Below are 17,083 nucleotides of genomic sequence, written 5' to 3'. Positions count from 1 at the left end.
TAGAAAATGAGTGCAACAGGACTTATAGTAATTAAGAGAAGAATTAAATCTATAAAAAACACTAGGAAAATTACAAAGGCATTAGGACTAGTTGCTACCTCAAAGCTTAAAAAGACGAGACAAAAATTGTCCGCTAATAACTACTATTTTAAAGAGTGTGAAGAAGTATATAATGAGGTTTTAAAAAGCTATGAAGATGAGAGTATTTACACCGTCAAAAACAATAGTTCTAAAAAATTATATATTGTACTTACTTCTGATATGGGTTTATGTGGTTCCTTTAATGGTTCTATAGTAAATTATGTTATAGATGAAATTGAAAATAATAGAGAAGATAGTTTAGTACTAGTTGTAGGAGCAAGAGGAAAAACATTGTTCAATAGATATAAGGTTGACACAGTGGCAGAATATGTTGACGTAGGTGATGTACCTACAGTTAAAGAATCCTCAGCTATATACAATCATGCCTTTGATTTATACAGAAAAGGAGAAGTTTCAGAAGTTCATATTGTTTATACAGAGTTTATTTCTCAGCTTAAAAAACAGGTTAGAATGGAAAAAATACTGCCAATTAATATGGAGAATTTTACTCATTCTAATGGAACTTTGGAGTTTAACACTAATTCAGAAACTTTAACTGAAAATGTAATAGATTTATATTTAAATGGAAAAGTGCTAAATTCTATGCTTCATTCTAAGGTTTGTGAACAAAGTTACAGAATGGAAGCTATGGATGGAGCAACTCGTAATTCAGATACCTTATTGGATGAGCTTAACTTAAAGTATAATAGAATAAGGCAAAGTGCCATAACTCAAGAGCTTTCAGAAATAGTAGGTGGAGCACAGGCACAAGAATAATTCTAAAAAGACTGATGAATTTGGAGGGGTAATATGTCACAGCGAATAGGAAAGGTCGTACAAATTATAGGACCTGTTATAGATATAAAGTTTGAATCAGGATCACTTCCAAATATATACAATGCTATAGAAATAAAAATGGATGGTAAAACTATAATTGCAGAAGTTGAACAACATATAGGTGATGATATAGTAAGAACTATAGCAATGGAAAGCACAGAAGGTTTAAAAAGAGGAGTTAAGGCAGTAGATACAGGAAGAGCAATTGCAATCCCTGTAGGTAACCCTGTACTTGGAAGACTTTTCAATGTACTAGGAAAGCCAATTGATGATCAAGGTGAATTTAATGGAGAAAGCTATTACACAATTCACAGACCAGCACCTTCCTTTGAAGAACAATCTGTAGAACCTGAGGTTTTTGAAACTGGAATTAAGGTTATTGATCTTATAGCACCATACCAACGTGGAGGGAAAATAGGTCTATTTGGTGGTGCAGGAGTAGGAAAAACTGTATTGATTCAAGAGCTTATAAATAATATTGCAAAAGAACACGGTGGACTTTCTGTTTTCACTGGTGTTGGAGAAAGAACAAGAGAAGGTAATGACCTTTATAACGAAATGAAGGAATCTGGAGTTATTAACAAGACAGCTTTAGTTTTTGGGCAGATGAATGAACCGCCTGGAGCGAGAATGAGAGTTGCGTTGACAGGTCTTACAATGTCTGAATACTTTAGAGATCAAGGTCAGGATGTTTTGTTATTTATAGATAATATATTTAGATTTACACAAGCAGGCTCTGAGGTTTCAGCATTACTTGGAAGGATTCCAAGTGCTGTTGGATATCAACCAACACTTGCTACAGAAATGGGAGCACTTCAGGAGAGAATTACCTCTACTAAGAACGGCTCTATAACTTCTGTTCAAGCAGTATATGTTCCAGCAGACGACTTAACAGACCCAGCACCAGCAACAACATTTTCACACTTAGATGCAACAACAGTTCTTTCAAGATCCATAGTTGAGCTAGGAATATATCCAGCAGTAGATCCGCTAGAATCAAGCTCAAGAATGCTTGATCCTAGAATTGTTGGAGAAGAACATTATGAGGTAGCTACTAATGTTAAACATATATTAGAAAGATATAAAGAACTTCAAGATATAATTGCTATATTAGGAGTAGATGAGCTTTCAGAAGAAGATAAACTTGTAGTTGGTAGAGCAAGAAAAATTCAGAGATTTTTGTCTCAACCATTTACTGTAGGAGAACAGTTTACAGGAATTAAAGGTAAATATGTGCCTATAAAGGATACTATAAGAGGTTTTAAGGAAATCCTAGAAGGTAAACATGATGGGTTACCTGAATCTGCATTTTTATTCGTTGGAACTATTGACGAAGCAGTAGAAAAGGCTAAAACTTTAGAATAAAATTTATGAAAGAGGAAAGCTATGGAGAAGAGTTTCAAACTTATAATAATGACTCCAGATAAAGAATTTTATAAAGGTGAAGTTGTGAAATTAAACTCAGAAAGTAGTGAAGGAAGATTTGGAATACTTCCTAACCATATATCTATGGCATCTGACTTAGTACCAACTATAACTACCTTTCAAGATATAAATGATAGAGAATTTCATGGCTTTACATCTAACGGAGTTATAAAAGTAAAAAATAATGTAGTTACAATGCTATGTAGTGTGGCTGAGTGGCCAGAAGACATAGATGAAGAAAGAGCTAAATCTGCTAAAGAAAGAGCAGAAGAACGGTTAAAAAATAAAGATAATATAGACATTAAAAGGGCAGAAAGAGCTCTTAGAAGATCTTTAATGAGACTTAAAATATCTTCAATAAAATAATTAATCAGTATTTTGATATATTGTATATAAATACTGCAATGTAAGCTTCCACAGATAGGATTACTATTTGTGGAAGCTTATTTTTTGTCTAATATAAATATCTTTAGAATTTTTAACTAGCTATTTTTAGGGAAGGCTTAAATTGCGGTTAAAAGAACTTTGAAAAAGATATCTTTTTTATTAGACAATGTGTTAAATATAAAATGTAAAATTTTAAATGTATAATCTTGTCGATTTCCTAGGAAATATATATTTAAGGATAAAAATTTCTACTTTAATACATACTATGTATATATTATCTTGGAAAGGAAGAGGAAAATGGAGAATAATAGAATTAAAGTGCCGGATTCTTCTGTAGTTAATATTGAATACGAGTATGAGGAAGCAGTAAAGCAGTTTATGAATAATAGCATAGAATTAGATGGAGAGAAGTATATTGATTTAAATACTGCCATTAAACTATTAAAAAATGTTTCTACTTTTTCTTCGTTATTTAATTAGTATTAAATAAAGCTACAATTATGGATTTTTATTATGATTTTTAGGAAAAGTGCCTAGTCACTTTTCTTTTTTTATGTAATTGATAAATATATTTTGAGATTTTCTTTAAACTTAAAATAGTATTATATTTAATTTTTATAATATTTATGTTTGTAGGAAAATTTTAATAGAGATTTGATAATTTCTAATTTTTATCTATAACTATATAATATTTATTATTTTAAATCTTTAATTATATATGTGAAAAGTTATGATAATTAATAATATTTTTTTTATTTTTCTACATTATTAAACAATAATGCACAATTTCGATGCTTTGGTTATATATTAATAATATATAATATATCAATTCCCTAATTATTAACCCTCTTCTTAGTTGAGGAGGGATAATTTATTATTTTCCTGAATAAGGGAATAAAATTTTATACCCAAGTCAATAATTTAAGTGAATGGGGGAATTGGTATGATTAAGAGAAAAAGAGCAGTAATTTTTTTGATAATGACTATAGTTATAATTAATTTTAATATATTTTTCTTTCAGGCTAAAGAGAGGACAGACGTATTTAATGAAATCTTATCTACAACAAATAGTAATATAGTAGAAGTTTCTATTACGACCACCTTTAAGGCAGATAAAAACTATGATTACTACTATGAAAACTTGTTACTATTATTAAGAGAATACACAACTTCAATAGAAGAGAAAACAATATATGATAACTCTAATTATAGAGAATTTAAGTTTGATAAGATTTATGGTTATATTGAGAAAACTTGCTATAAAGACGAAACTCTAATAACTATAAATTTAGTAGAAAAGACCAATGAAAATAAATTAGAAGATTTAAAAGGGGTATTAGATAAAGTGTTATCAGAACATGCTTATAATGTACAATATTATCGTCAAGTTAAGTCTATGCTTGAAGAAAAGAATTTGAAAACTATTAATTATAGTATAATAAACGCTTTAGAAAACAAGAAAGCTATAGGTTTAAATACTGTAAAATTGAATAATGGTTATAGCACTATTTGTAATACTAAAAATTATGTTGCTAAAAGAGTAAATAATGAATTAATAGACTTCCAATTTGCTGTTGTAAGATACTCTTCAGGTAATTATTTAATTATGGGTACCCCAGAAATAACCTTAGCGTTTTAAATCAGCACTATTGATGGAGGATTAACATGGATAAATTTATTTTAAAAGGTGGTAAAACATTAAGAGGAGAAGTGAACATAAGTTCAGCTAAAAATTCAGTGTTGCCTATATTAGCAGCGACCATATTAAGCGGCGGACAGTGTACTTTGAAAAATGCACCTATGCTAGAAGATGTTTATGTGCTTTGCGATGTGTTAAGGTCACTTTATGCAGACGTAGATATAGATTCCAAAAGTAATATTGTAACAATAAATACTTCAAGATTAAATGATAGTAATGTTGATCATGAATTAGTGAGAAAGATGAGAGCTTCCTTTTTAATAATGGGAGCAATGATTGGACGATTTGGAAGGTTTAAAATTTCTCTTCCAGGAGGATGTAATATAGGATCAAGACCTATAGATTTACACTTGAAAGGATTATCAGCTTTAGGAGCGGATATTACTATGGGTCATGGATATGTAGAGGCTACGGCAAGAAAGCTAATAGGCAAAAAAATATATTTAGATTTTCCTTCTGTAGGAGCAACAGAAAATATAATGATGGCGGCGGTTTTAGCAGAGGGAGAAACCATTATTGAAAACGCAGCGGAAGAACCAGAAATTGTTGACTTAGCTACTTTCCTAAGAAAAATGGGTGCAGATATCCAAGGTGAAGGAACAGACACCATAATAATAAAAGGTGTAGATGCATTAGATGGAGTAAGTCACACGCCTATATTTGATAGAATTGAGGCAGGAACGTTTATGATAGCCGCTGCTATTACTAAGAGCAGAATAAAGATAAATAATATTAATGAAGAGTGCTTAAAACCAATTATTGCAAAATTAAAGGAAATGGGAGTTACAATTGAATGTGATAGTAATAGTTTAATTGTTGATGGCAATAGTATATTGAAACCTATAGATATAAAAACTATGCCATATCCAGGATTTCCAACAGATATGCAGTCTCAAATGATGAGCCTCTTATGTACGGTAAAAGGAACTAGTCTAATAACAGAAACTATATTTGAAAATAGATTTATGCAGGTTGGAGAGCTTATAAGAATGGGAGCAAATATTAAAATAGATGGAAGGTGTGCGGTAGTAGAAGGCGTAGATATTCTCACAGGTGCAGAAATAAAAGCAACAGACTTACGTGCAGGTGCGGCGTTAGTATTGGCAGGACTTTGTGCTAAAGGGGAAACTATAGTTTCAGATGTATTCCATATAGATAGAGGATACGTTTCTATAGAAAATAAATTGAGAGAGCTTGGAGCAGATATTGAAAGAATTAAAGTATAGATAAAAGAGATTATGGATTTTATTCATAGTCTCTTCTTATTTTACTTAAAAAAGTTCTTTTATTTTCTTACTTAAAGGTATTAATTATATTACTGTAAACATCAACTTTAAATTTAATATTACTATAATAATTTTTAAAATAAATTAGTGGTTATATTATTAGATATTTATTAATAAATATCTAATAACTTTAATAATATCTTAATGACAATATTATAAACATATATAGTAAATTAACATTAAAGCTTATGAAATACTGAGTGGGAGGAGAATAAAATGAGATCTACAAATAACTATAAAAATATAAACAAATGTAAAGGGATAGTCTCTGAGGATTTAGCTTCACAAATTATTAGAGTGTTAATATTTTTAGCTTTAGGATTTGTATTTTTATTATTATCAACTTATTTCATTTTAGGAGATAATAAGGAAGAAACTACTAATCCCTTCGAAATAAAAGAACAGGAAGTCAAAATAAAGGATGGTAAGAGTGAAAAGGGGACAGCAACTACTTATAATATTAACGTACCTATAGTAAAAATTTATCTTAGTAAAGAGAATAGAGTTGTAGAACTACCATTAGAAGAGTATATAAAAGGAGTAATCAGTAGTGAAATGCCTATAAATTTTGAAGTAGAGGCTTTAAAGGCACAAGCAGTAGCTGCAAGAACATATACCATCGCACATACTAAAGTATTGGGAGGAGGATGCTCAAAAGGAAATGGGGCAGATCTTTGTGATACTATTCATTGTCAAGTTTATATGAATAAGGAAAAAAGAATGGAACTTTGGGGAGATTCGGCAAATGAAAATTGGAAGAAAGTTGAGGAAGTTGTGAAAGCAACAGAAGGTCAAGTTATTACTTATAATAACGAATTAGCAAGAGGCGCATATTATTTTTCAACTAGTAGTGGAAGAACAGAAAATTCTGAGGATGTATTTGTTAATGCTCTTCCATATTTAAGAAGTGTTGAAAGTGAAGGCGAGGAACAGGCACCTAGATATAAAAGCACTGTGAAAGTACCTTATGACCAGTTAGTAGATAAAGTGAATAATGAATATAATGCCAATATGGTAGTAAGCAATATTAAAAGTCAAATTAAAATACTAGGACGAACTGAGGGGGGAAGTGTCAAGGAAATAAAGTTAGGAGATACCGTTATAGCAGGAACTAAATTTAGAGCGTTATATAATTTAAATTCCGCTAATTTCAATTTGAATTTTTTAGATAGTGAATTAGAAATAAGTTGCAGCGGTTTTGGACATGGTGTAGGTATGAGTCAGTGGGGTGCAAACGCTATGGCTAAAGATGGGAAAGATTATAAACAAATATTAAGTCATTATTATAAAGGTGTAGAAGTAACTAAAATTAATAGGTAAATTTAAAAATAAAAATTAATTATCTTTAAAAATTAACTAATCAGCATTCTATAGATAAACTACCTAAAAAAGTTAATGTATAGCTAATATAGTTAAACTGTTGCATACTTTAATCCATAACTCACAATGGAAAATTCACAATTATGGTTGAAATTAATTTCTTAAACTAATTTTTTACTAGCAATATCTTACTAGTCCTTTATAAGAAGTGATTCATCACTTTAAAAATAAATAATTTTAAATTTTTCAGCTTTTACTAAGAAATACCTACGCATTTTTAATCAATTATTTTATTTGTAATGTTTTAAATATGAATAATTAAGGAAAATATAATATTAATGAACTGACTTTTTTAAAAAGTTTTTAAGAAAAGTGATAAAATCGCTTTTCTTTTTTTTATAAGTAAATATCTTTTATTATACATAAAATTAATTAACTATTTTTATATTTACAAAATATATAAGTATTCATTATTATAGTTCAATTTCAATTAAACCTTATTATTTTTAATATATTTTTATTTATATTAAAAATATATCTATAAAAACATACTTATACAAATATATATATTAATAAATTAATTTAAATAGTAAATTTAGTCGAAAAATAAGGAAAAAATTTCATATGCAAATTGAATGAAGTTATTTATATAGGACAACAATATTAGTGGAGGTGTTTTTATGGATAATAAATCTAAATTTAAACAATTCTTGAAGAAGGAGGGCTTCTACGTAATCTTATTTGTATGCTTATGTGCTGTGGCTACAGTAGCAGTTATAACAGCTGGAAATAGAAAAGATGTTGCTACTAATCCACCTGTAATAGAAGAAACTGCAAAAGCTGAAGGTGATGCAGTAGTAGATCCTAAGAACTTTAATGATGCATTACAGGTTAAAAAAGAAGAATTAGAACCTGTACCAAATATTCAAGTTCAAAAGGAAAATGATAGTAAGGCTGTATCAAAAGAAGCTAATAGTGAAGCTATAAATCCTGTTAAAGGTTCGTTAGCAAGAGCTTATTCAGAAGATCCTGTATATATGGCATCAACTAAGGATTATAGACCACACTTTGGTATGGATATTAAGACTGAAAAAGGAGCATCTGTTGTGGTGGCTATGGATGGAGTTATTAAAACCATAGATGTTTCAACAGAAGGAACATATGTAGAAGTGGATCATCAAAATGGAGTTCTTACTAAGTATTGTAACTTAGAAGAAAAAGTAAACGTTAAAAAAGGTGATAATGTTAAAGCTTCTCAAGAATTAGGAAAAATAGGAAATACAACAAACTTTGCTTATGAAGAATATGGTCCACATTTACATTTTGAAGTATTAAAAGATGGTAAAAATGTAGATCCAGCTAAATTTGTTAGTTATAAAAAATAACTATTTAGTTAACCATTTATCTTAAGTGAAAAATATTAGTTCATAACTAACTTAAATATTAGTCATTTTCCGATTATGTCGGAAAATGACTGATAACAAAGTAATTTAAACCAAGTTTTTAGCATATTTATAAATATAGAAGGGTTAAGGAGGTAACACTTTGAAAGACTACATCGAAGATAGAGTACTAGAGGTTGCAAAATATATCATTGAATCTCAAGCTACTATTAGAAAAACAGCTGTAGTATTTGGGGTAAGTAAGAGTACTATACACAAGGATATGACAGAAAGATTACCCAAGATAAATCCAAAGATTGCTGAGGAGGCAAAAAATATTTTGGATTTAAACAAAGCTGAAAGGCACATAAGAGGCGGTAAGGCCACAAAGATGAAATACAAAACGATTGAAGGATAAAATATTTCGTATTATAATAAGAGAATATAAAAGATTTTTATTATAAGTCTGTATATATTAAAATACGAAAGAGCAGGAGTGAATTTTAAGATGTTTTTTTTCGGAATGGGGACAGACATGGGTATAGATTTGGGTACCGCTACAGTGCTTGTGTATATTAAAGGAAAAGGTGTTATTTTAAAAGAGCCTTCAGTAGTTGCCATAAACAAAAATGCAAATAAGGTTTTAGCAGTTGGAGAAGAAGCTAGAAAAATGATAGGAAGAACTCCAGGAAATATAGTGGCAATTAGACCACTAAGAGATGGAGTAATTTCAGATTATGATGTAACAGAAAAAATGCTTGAACACTTTATAAGAAAGGCTTGTGGAAATAAGAAATCAGCTCCAAGGGTAGTGATTTGTGTTCCTTGTGAAGCTACAGAAGTTGAAAGAAGAGCAGTTGAAGATGCAGCAAGAAATGCTGGTGCAAAAAAAGTTCATTTAATAGAAGAGCCTTTAGCTGCAGCGATAGGTGCAGGTCTTGATATTTCAAAGGCAAGTGGAAATATGGTAATTGATATTGGTGGAGGTACCACAGATATCGCAGTTATTTCATTAGGTGGAATGGTTGTTAGAGAATCAATCAAAGTTGCGGGAGATAATTTTGATGAATCAATAACTCGTTATATAAGAAAGAAGCATAAACTTATGATAGGTGAAAGAACTGCTGAAGATTTAAAAATTAATATAGGTTCTGCCTATAAAAAAGAAGAAGAAATAAGTATGGAAATAAGAGGAAGGGACCTTATTACAGGACTTCCCAAAAATATAGTTGTTAATTCAACAGAAATGAGAGAGGCTCTAGGAGAGGCAGTAGCAGCTATAGCGGAATGTACTCATGCAGTATTAGAAAAAACTCCACCTGAACTTGCAGCTGATATAGCTGAAAAAGGTATAGTTATGACTGGTGGTGGAGCACTTCTAGATGGATTAGATAAGCTAATACAAGATTATACTAAAGTTCCTGTATATGTAGCTGAAGATTCAGTTTCCTGTGTTGCGCTAGGAACTGGTAAAGCTTTAGACTTCATAGATAAAATGGATGATTCATTCAGCGGAGAAGATTTATCATTTTATTAATTTAATATAAAAGTTAGTTATTAAAAGGACATACTCTAAAGTATGTCCTTTTAATTTTACCCTTCTCAGCAAAGCTTCACCATTTTAATTCGTAAAAGTCCTTCAGCCAAGGCAATATTACTAAAACTTATTGCTTAAAGGCTGGATGCTTTAGAAGGAAGGATAAGAAAGTTGCGTACAGGAAAATTGTATATATTATTTAATTAGTAAAATGAGAAAATTTTAAAATTTCTTCTTTGTAACTCTATCTTACTTTACAATTCTCTACATTAAAGCAACTATATTCTTTATTTTGATACTGTAGATTGAAATGAAAAAGTCTCTCTAAAATTAGAGAGAACTCTTTAGGATTCTTTTAAAATTTCTTCGTTAAAAACTAAATAATAAGAGTGTATTAGTGCGCGAGTTACTACTTTAGATAATTGCATTATTAGATTTAGTCTTATATTTCTATTTGTAAATAATTCAGTATCCTCACTAGAATCGACAATTCCAATTATAGATATATCCCCTACTTGAGGAAGTTGTTTTCCTACACCTTTTCCAGGATTAATGGGGAAATCTCTTACTTGTATTTCTCCTATACTTGAAAAAGGACCTAAGCAAGCATCTATACCAATTATTTTTGCATCTGGATGTTTGATTTTTATTTGAGATAGTTTACTTTCAAGATTTAAGGCATGAATAGGTTCTGATATTGTGCCATAAACTGGTAGTGGGAACTGTTTCTCCTTTAAAAAAGTTCCTACTAAAGGTCCTAAAGAGTCCCCTATGCATCTATCAGTTCCTATGCAAATAATAATAGTATTTTCATCCAAGTAGTCTTTAATAAAATTTGCTAAATTATAATAGGCTAAGGGACTGTTATAATGTGTCTTCACTCTAGTCACCTATTACACCTCCTAATTAATTATTTATAATTATATTTTGAATAATGTGTATTCTTAATTAATTAAAAATTAAAAGTATAAAATATAGGAATAAGTATATTAATATTCTATTTAATCAAAAAGCTATATTAAAATTTAATATTGTTTAAAGAACTCAAATATTTATCTTAGGATTTTATAAATACATTTACTAATTATCAAAGAGGAATTAATAAGTTCATAAATTAAATAATATTAAAGAATTTTATACACTATATACAATAGCCCTAATAAAATATATATGCTAAATAATATATAGTAATTATTGAATTTTATAAAAATATAGAGATATATAGGAAAGTAAAGCAATTAAAAGAAAAACTAATAATTGAAAATATAAGTATTTAAGATATGTTTTTAATTGCTATTGGAATTGCTAAAGATTACATCGTAATAAATGTATATTTGCTAAATTTTAGGTAAAGAATTATAAAAGATATTTTAACTACAAGGATGTGATGTAATGAAAAGAAAGATTTATTCTTTTATAGTTATTCTTTATACTATATTTACTATATGCATTTTAAAATTTTATGCTACAGATAAAAGAGACGAAGAGATAGTATCAAATATATTTAATAGAGACAACATAATGATAAATAATAATCAAATTTTCAGTATCCATGAAAAAAATGAGCTACATAAAGAAAAAGATTTAGAAAAAGAAGAAAAACTAGAAAAAAATATTCAAATAGATAATAATAAAAGCAAATTTAATGACAGAAATTTGGATACGAAACTATTTTTAGATGAAGTTGATGAGAATACAGAAGTAATAGTAGAAGGAGAATTCGATTCTTATAATATTGAGCAGAGGAAAAAAAATTCAGTAATAAAAATTCCACCAGAAGAGATTGAAACAGCATTATCCATTAATGATAAAGTGAAGCTTTTTACAATAAGTGATAAAATACCAAAAGAGGAACAGAATAAAATTAACGATTATCTCCAATATAAAAATCAAAAAATAGGAGTAAGAAAGAGCTTAGATGTATTAGAAAATTATTTATCAGAAAAAGAGCTTTATGAAGTTAAGAAAATAGCGAGAAAGTTCATAGATATGGATACTGTAGAGAATGCTGATTAATTTATATAGTAAATTTCTTAAAGATAATAATTTAAATATATTTTAGTATTTTCTAAGGCCAAGGTAACATTTTTATTTTTGAAATCTATATTATAACTAGAAGAATTTAAAATATTTTAGGAGTTGGTGATATGCCTTCTAGTAATTTAGCTTCAGTGTCAAATTTAATTCCTGCAATTTATAGTTTGGAACCTAAATCTATACTAGAAATAGGAGTTGGATTTGGCAAGATAGGATTTTTAGTTAGAGAATATTTAGATTTAAGAGAGAATAATGATGGTGGATATGCACCTTGGAATATATTAATAGATGGAATAGAAATATATGAGAAATATATCACACCAATACATGGTTATATTTATGATAATATATATATTGGTAATGCAATGAATATTTTAAATAAAAAGGATTTTCCTAAATATGACTTAATAGTACTTGCAGATGTTATAGAGCATTTGAAAAAATCAGATGGAAAAAAGCTATTAGAAGCATGCTTTAAGACATCGGATAGTGTTATAATATCAACACCATATATTTTTTATAAACAAGATGAATGCTATGGTAATGATGCAGAACAACATCTAAGTGGATGGGATATTAGTGAATTTAGAGCTATGGGAGCAAAGTATGTTTGGATATCGGGAATACTTTTATTTTCTATATTTACAAATAAAGTATTAAACTATAAAACAGATAATTTTTTAGATGATTTATTATTTGTAACTCCACAATTACATCATATTAAAGATTTAATAACAGTTTATTTATCCACTGATCAATATGACCATTGTATAGAAGCTTGTGAAAAATATGAAAAGTTTTTTAAAGATGATTCATTCTTTACAAACATGAAAACAGTTGCTTTAAATATGAAAAACAAAGAAGAGTTGCAATAAACTTTAATTTAATATATAAGATATACAATAATCATAATATGAGCAAATAGCGTGTATTGAGGAATTTTGATGCACATTATTTAATTGAATCTTTAGCTTTGAAATAAATCATATATAATTAAAACAATAATTGTAGCTATACGAAATATGAAGTAAAAATAAGAAAAATGGAGATAATAAAGTATAAATACTGAAAACGGTATAAAAAAAACTTGAAAAAATAGTTATAAAATTATATACTATTCCTTGTCAATGTTCTCAGGAATTTTCTGAAGAACTTGTGAAAATACTGGCATTCATTGATAGTAGAGTAGCTAATTTGTAGTGAATAAGTTTAAGTTCTACTTTAAATAGTCAGTTTTATAACGTGGAGGAGTTCCCGAGAGGCCAAAGGGGGCAGACTGTAAATCTGTTACGTTTCGTTTCGATGGTTCGAATCCGTCCTCCTCCACCAAATTATGGTCGCATAGCTCAGCTGGGAGAGCATCTGCCTTACAAGCAGAGGGTCACAGGTTCGATCCCTGTTGCGACCACCATTAAAAATTGTATAATATGCTGGCATGGCTCAACGGTAGAGCAGCTGACTTGTAATCAGCAGGTTGTAGGTTCGATTCCTATTGCCAGCTCCATAATACATGGAGGAGTTCCCGAGTGGCTAAAGGGGGCAGACTGTAAATCTGTTGCGTTTCGCTTCGATGGTTCGAATCCGTCCTCCTCCACCAAATTATGGTCGCATAGCTCAGCTGGGAGAGCATCTGCCTTACAAGCAGAGGGTCACAGGTTCGATCCCTGTTGCGACCACCATTAAAAATTGTATAATATGCTGGCATGGCTCAACGGTAGAGCAGCTGACTTGTAATCAGCAGGTTGTAGGTTCGATTCCTATTGCCAGCTCCATAATATATGGAGGAGTTCCCGAGTGGCTAAAGGGGGCAGACTGTAAATCTGTTGCGTTTCGCTTCGATGGTTCGAATCCGTCCTCCTCCACCAAGCAAAAAGCTACATTTGTTACCTTATTTTGAGGGCTCAAATGTAGCTTTTATTTTATAAATAATCATGTTTTTATACGTAGCAGTCAGAAGTCTGCTACGTTTTTTATTGCTTGTATACTGGAATTAAATTCCTCGTTTTTCAGACGAAATCCTTAAATTAACTTATTAATATGAAAATATTGCTTTATTTCTACTATTTTTCAATGATGCTTTAGTGAAAGTTTTAAGGCATGGCCAATAATGCATTAAAACAAATATCTTATAATATAATTAAAGTATGCATTTAGATATGGATTTATTTAAATTTGGAGGATAATAGTATGAGAGAAACGATTTACAATGTTTTGTCTAATATTATATTGCGTAGTCGTAATGCAACTAATGCCAAAGCTAATGTAGTCACATCAAGGCAATTTCCTTACGAGATTGAAATTATCGCTGAGAATCTATATGTACCGTGGGCTATAGCGATAAGCGATGAAGGCAAAGTGTATTTTACGGAGCGGTCTGGAGCAATTAGAATAATTGAAGATGGTAAACTTAATACTCAGCCGCTCATTACATTTGGTGCACCCTTTACAAGTCAGGGGGAAGGTGGATTAATGGGGATTGTGCTAGATCCAAATTATTCACAAAACCGTTATATGTATGTTATGCATTCATATGTAGAGGGTAATCAAATCTATAATCGTGTTGTCAGATTAGTTGAACAGAATAACAAGGCAACCATTGACCGGATTCTTCTAGATAAAATCCCTGGTGGACAAATTCACAATGGAGGAAGGATAAAGATAGGACCGGATCAGAAATTATATATAACAACAGGAGATGCAGGAAATTCTGCATTAGCACAAGAGGTAACCAGCACAGCGGGAAAGATACTGCGAATAGAATTAGATGGCAGTATTCCTGAAGATAATCCAATTATTAATTCACCTGTTTATAGCTTAGGGCATAGAAACCCTCAAGGCTTAGCGTGGAATTCAGAAGATATCTTGTATGAATCAGAACATGGACAGACAGGACATGATGAAATAAACATTATACGACCAGGAGCTAATTATGGATGGCCTCTCGTTCAAGGAAACGAAGAATCCAAAGAAGTTGTAACACAAAAACCTTTGATACACAGCGGAGAAGATACATGGGCACCTTCTGGTATTGCCTTCGTAAATCAAGGACCATGGCAAGGAAAATTACTAGTTGCTACTTTGCGTGGAGAACAACTACTTGCAATTTCATTAAATGAAAAAGGAACAGAAGTGGAGAATGTGGAATCATGGCTAAAAAGTGAGTATGGACGTTTGCGTGAGGTTATTCAGGCGAAAGATGGATCAATTTATCTGACAACTAGTAATATGGATGGCAGGGGCAATCCTAATATAGATGATGATAAGATTATCCGGCTCATTCCGAAAAAAAGTGATATTTAGAGAGCAAAAGAGAAACCACTTTGCTCATGGTATCATGTGAAAAATTTTTCGAGCTGCTCTCATGGATTATGCAACATCTTTCTTGTTCATTAATCCTACTTGCTTTTCTTTTGAAAAAAAGAAAAATAGGCAAAAGAAAACCAAATTGTGCTCACGTGGCCGATTGTATCTAATAGTGAGCTTGTTCCTATAGGGGTGATTGTAATAATCATAATTCTCAAACTAACAGTATTTTAATATGCTATTGCTACAGATAATAATCATAGAGAGCAAGAAAACAATGGCATTTATATTTACTTAACTTCCCAAAAGATATCTTTAGTAAGATGTCTTTTCTTATTTTCATAGAGAATTAATAGAAAAATTTTATCATTTTGAGAGTTATATAAGCAATATTGACAAGAAAATTCCATTATGCTAGTATTATCTGTAATTATTAGGCTGTAACTCCTATTGGTACTGTTGATTTTGTAATTTAGACGATTTCTAAGTGGTTAAGAGTACAGACTGTAAACTTGTTGGTGATTTGGAGACTTAATTCTCCACCAAAAACTAACTACTTAATGAATATATCAAGTTTTATGGTAAAATATTTTTTAATTACTAGAAAGGCAATTATAAATATGGAATATAGATTTCACATAGATATAAAAGAAGGATATGAAGACATGCTTATGCAATATTCAGAAATGCGAAGGCGGTTTTCAACGATACGTGATTTCAAAGCCAATCAAAATGACAAGGAAACTATATATGATATAGATTCCAACTATGGAGAAGGATGCATAAAAGTTTATAAACTAATGGGAAATGTAACACTTACAATTTTTGATGTAGTCTTCCACCATGATATTATAACAGAGTTTGATTTATCACAAGAATACTTTGAAGTAGAATACTGTGTTGCTGGTTGTTTATCCATAAAAGAGTCCAAGGTCGGCAATATGTGTTTGACTCCAAATGATCTTTCTGTATCAATGTCTCGAGGAACATGTGGTTCAGTAAGATATTGTGCCGGTCAGAAATATCAAGGGATCTCCATTACTGCTGAAAAAGGGACTATTGATTCTTATTTCGGAAGTTGTGGAATTGAACTTTGGGAGGATACAATAGAACAATTGGAAAATACACTTCGACAACAGTATTATCAAGGAATAAAAGTATCTCCTGAAATTGGAAATGTATTTTTACAAATATTCAATTGTAGTTTGCCTAAAAAATCAAAAATTTTATTTTTGAAAGTAAAGTAATGGAAATATTCTCGAAAATAGTATCCTATGAAATCCTCGGAACAGACATAATAGAGCAAGTATCTTTGAGTGAATTTGAAATCAATCAAATTAAAAAAGTACCAGAAATACTAATGACGAATTTATATGAACTTCCAACTGTCAGTACCCTATCAAAGCAATTAGCTCTTAACAGAAACAAATTGGCTAAAGGCTTTAAAATTGTATATGGAGACACTATCTTTAGATATCATCGAAAAATGTGTTTGCAGCGTGCTGCTACATTATTGCTGGATACAGATAGGTCAATTAATGAAATTGCTTTGGATGTAGGATACTCAAATCCAAGTAATTTTTGTTGTGCATTTAAAAGGGAATTTGGAATAACACCATTACAGTATAGAACTACATCACTTTAGTTTCCAATTGCTAAATATATAATTTTGTAATACTCACTTATTTGCAAGTTTTATTCTTAGATTTGTACAGTTTCTTAGTTTATCAATTTCTCTTTAAACTTAAAGCCACAGGGTAATACCTGTGGCTTTGTTTTGCTTAAGATA

Annotated in this window: 14 protein-coding genes, 7 tRNA genes and 1 pseudogene; 21 read left to right on the top strand and 1 reads right to left on the bottom strand. The window is 30.1% G+C overall.

Features of this window, described 5'->3' with window-relative positions; translation table 11 throughout:
• Positions 1-6: 6 nt before the first annotated feature.
• From atpG to mreB, 10 genes are all read left to right on the top strand, one after another.
• A complete protein-coding gene (gene atpG, locus ACWPW7_RS01185) occupies positions 7-858 on the top strand; it encodes an ATP synthase F1 subunit gamma (RefSeq protein WP_291562679.1) in 852 nt (283 codons plus the stop codon).
• A 33-nt stretch (positions 859-891) separates the two neighbouring features.
• Positions 892-2,283: a F0F1 ATP synthase subunit beta gene (gene atpD, locus ACWPW7_RS01180; RefSeq protein ID WP_291562677.1), complete on the top strand. Its 1,392-nt coding sequence runs from the start codon at positions 892-894 to the stop codon at positions 2,281-2,283.
• 21 nt (positions 2,284-2,304) lie between these two features.
• Positions 2,305-2,709: a F0F1 ATP synthase subunit epsilon gene (locus ACWPW7_RS01175; protein ID WP_454052057.1), complete on the top strand. Its 405-nt coding sequence runs from the start codon at positions 2,305-2,307 to the stop codon at positions 2,707-2,709.
• A 318-nt stretch (positions 2,710-3,027) separates the two neighbouring features.
• Positions 3,028-3,210, top strand: a complete 183-nt coding sequence (locus ACWPW7_RS01170; protein ID WP_291562673.1) for a hypothetical protein — start codon at positions 3,028-3,030, stop codon at positions 3,208-3,210.
• 463 nt (positions 3,211-3,673) lie between these two features.
• The gene (locus tag ACWPW7_RS01165; protein WP_291562671.1) at positions 3,674-4,369 is read left to right on the top strand and encodes a hypothetical protein; all 696 of its coding nucleotides are present in this window, start codon (positions 3,674-3,676) and stop codon (positions 4,367-4,369) included.
• 26 nt (positions 4,370-4,395) lie between these two features.
• On the top strand, positions 4,396-5,655 hold the full coding sequence (murA, locus tag ACWPW7_RS01160) for a UDP-N-acetylglucosamine 1-carboxyvinyltransferase (RefSeq protein ID WP_291562669.1): 1,260 nt from the start codon (positions 4,396-4,398) through the stop codon (positions 5,653-5,655).
• Positions 5,656-5,931: 276 nt separating this feature from the next.
• On the top strand, positions 5,932-7,035 hold the full coding sequence (gene spoIID / locus ACWPW7_RS01155) for a stage II sporulation protein D (protein WP_454052056.1): 1,104 nt from the start codon (positions 5,932-5,934) through the stop codon (positions 7,033-7,035).
• Between the two features lie 680 nt (positions 7,036-7,715).
• A complete protein-coding gene (locus tag ACWPW7_RS01150) occupies positions 7,716-8,420 on the top strand; it encodes a peptidoglycan DD-metalloendopeptidase family protein (protein ID WP_454052055.1) in 705 nt (234 codons plus the stop codon).
• Positions 8,421-8,580: 160 nt separating this feature from the next.
• A complete protein-coding gene (gene spoIIID / locus ACWPW7_RS01145) occupies positions 8,581-8,835 on the top strand; it encodes a sporulation transcriptional regulator SpoIIID (RefSeq protein ID WP_039635247.1) in 255 nt (84 codons plus the stop codon).
• Positions 8,836-8,925: 90 nt separating this feature from the next.
• Positions 8,926-9,954 carry a rod shape-determining protein gene (gene mreB, locus ACWPW7_RS01140; protein WP_039635249.1) on the top strand — a complete coding sequence of 343 codons (1,029 nt, stop codon included), beginning with the start codon at positions 8,926-8,928 and terminating at the stop codon, positions 9,952-9,954.
• 344 nt (positions 9,955-10,298) lie between these two features.
• Here the strand turns inward: mreB and yyaC are convergent, their stop codons facing one another.
• Positions 10,299-10,844 (bottom strand): spore protease YyaC, encoded by a 546-nt coding sequence (yyaC, locus tag ACWPW7_RS01135; RefSeq protein ID WP_454052054.1) that lies wholly within the window; start codon positions 10,842-10,844, stop codon positions 10,299-10,301.
• Between the two features lie 502 nt (positions 10,845-11,346).
• Between yyaC and ACWPW7_RS01130 the strand changes: the two genes are divergently transcribed.
• From ACWPW7_RS01130 to ACWPW7_RS01080, 11 genes and pseudogenes are all read left to right on the top strand, one after another.
• Positions 11,347-11,970, top strand: a complete 624-nt coding sequence (locus tag ACWPW7_RS01130) for a hypothetical protein (RefSeq protein WP_454052053.1) — start codon at positions 11,347-11,349, stop codon at positions 11,968-11,970.
• Between the two features lie 131 nt (positions 11,971-12,101).
• A complete protein-coding gene (locus tag ACWPW7_RS01125) occupies positions 12,102-12,866 on the top strand; it encodes a hypothetical protein (RefSeq protein WP_454052052.1) in 765 nt (254 codons plus the stop codon).
• 369 nt (positions 12,867-13,235) lie between these two features.
• Positions 13,236-13,320, top strand: a tRNA-Tyr gene (locus ACWPW7_RS01120).
• 6 nt (positions 13,321-13,326) lie between these two features.
• Positions 13,327-13,402: transfer RNA gene (locus ACWPW7_RS01115), tRNA-Val, on the top strand.
• An 18-nt stretch (positions 13,403-13,420) separates the two neighbouring features.
• Positions 13,421-13,495, top strand: a tRNA-Thr gene (locus tag ACWPW7_RS01110).
• An 8-nt stretch (positions 13,496-13,503) separates the two neighbouring features.
• Positions 13,504-13,588: transfer RNA gene (locus tag ACWPW7_RS01105), tRNA-Tyr, on the top strand.
• Between the two features lie 6 nt (positions 13,589-13,594).
• Positions 13,595-13,670: transfer RNA gene (locus ACWPW7_RS01100), tRNA-Val, on the top strand.
• Between the two features lie 18 nt (positions 13,671-13,688).
• A tRNA-Thr gene (locus ACWPW7_RS01095) sits at positions 13,689-13,763 on the top strand.
• 8 nt (positions 13,764-13,771) lie between these two features.
• Positions 13,772-13,856: transfer RNA gene (locus ACWPW7_RS01090), tRNA-Tyr, on the top strand.
• 322 nt (positions 13,857-14,178) lie between these two features.
• Positions 14,179-15,291 (top strand): PQQ-dependent sugar dehydrogenase, encoded by a 1,113-nt coding sequence (locus ACWPW7_RS01085; RefSeq protein WP_454052051.1) that lies wholly within the window; start codon positions 14,179-14,181, stop codon positions 15,289-15,291.
• Positions 15,292-15,914: 623 nt separating this feature from the next.
• A pseudogene (locus ACWPW7_RS01080) lies at positions 15,915-16,939 on the top strand (helix-turn-helix domain-containing protein).
• Positions 16,940-17,083: the final 144 nt, after the last annotated feature.

The sequence above is a fragment of the Clostridium sp. Marseille-Q7071 genome, from assembly GCF_965112025.1.
This window is presented reverse-complemented; position numbering and strand designations above follow the sequence as displayed.

Excerpts from the sequence above, each read along its gene's own strand:
- murA (WP_291562669.1), top strand. The coding sequence starts at position 4,396 with ATGGATAAATTTATTTTAAAAGGTGGTAAAACATTAAGAGGAGAAGTG.
- atpG (WP_291562679.1), top strand. The coding sequence starts at position 7 with ATGAGTGCAACAGGACTTATAGTAATTAAGAGAAGAATTAAATCTATA.
- ACWPW7_RS01165 (WP_291562671.1), top strand. The coding sequence starts at position 3,674 with ATGATTAAGAGAAAAAGAGCAGTAATTTTTTTGATAATGACTATAGTT.
- ACWPW7_RS01175 (WP_454052057.1), top strand. The coding sequence starts at position 2,305 with ATGGAGAAGAGTTTCAAACTTATAATAATGACTCCAGATAAAGAATTT.
- ACWPW7_RS01125 (WP_454052052.1), top strand. The coding sequence starts at position 12,102 with ATGCCTTCTAGTAATTTAGCTTCAGTGTCAAATTTAATTCCTGCAATT.
- spoIID (WP_454052056.1), top strand. The coding sequence starts at position 5,932 with ATGAGATCTACAAATAACTATAAAAATATAAACAAATGTAAAGGGATA.
- mreB (WP_039635249.1), top strand. The coding sequence starts at position 8,926 with ATGTTTTTTTTCGGAATGGGGACAGACATGGGTATAGATTTGGGTACC.
- ACWPW7_RS01085 (WP_454052051.1), top strand. The coding sequence starts at position 14,179 with ATGAGAGAAACGATTTACAATGTTTTGTCTAATATTATATTGCGTAGT.
- ACWPW7_RS01150 (WP_454052055.1), top strand. The coding sequence starts at position 7,716 with ATGGATAATAAATCTAAATTTAAACAATTCTTGAAGAAGGAGGGCTTC.
- atpD (WP_291562677.1), top strand. The coding sequence starts at position 892 with ATGTCACAGCGAATAGGAAAGGTCGTACAAATTATAGGACCTGTTATA.
- ACWPW7_RS01170 (WP_291562673.1), top strand. The coding sequence starts at position 3,028 with ATGGAGAATAATAGAATTAAAGTGCCGGATTCTTCTGTAGTTAATATT.
- ACWPW7_RS01130 (WP_454052053.1), top strand. The coding sequence starts at position 11,347 with ATGAAAAGAAAGATTTATTCTTTTATAGTTATTCTTTATACTATATTT.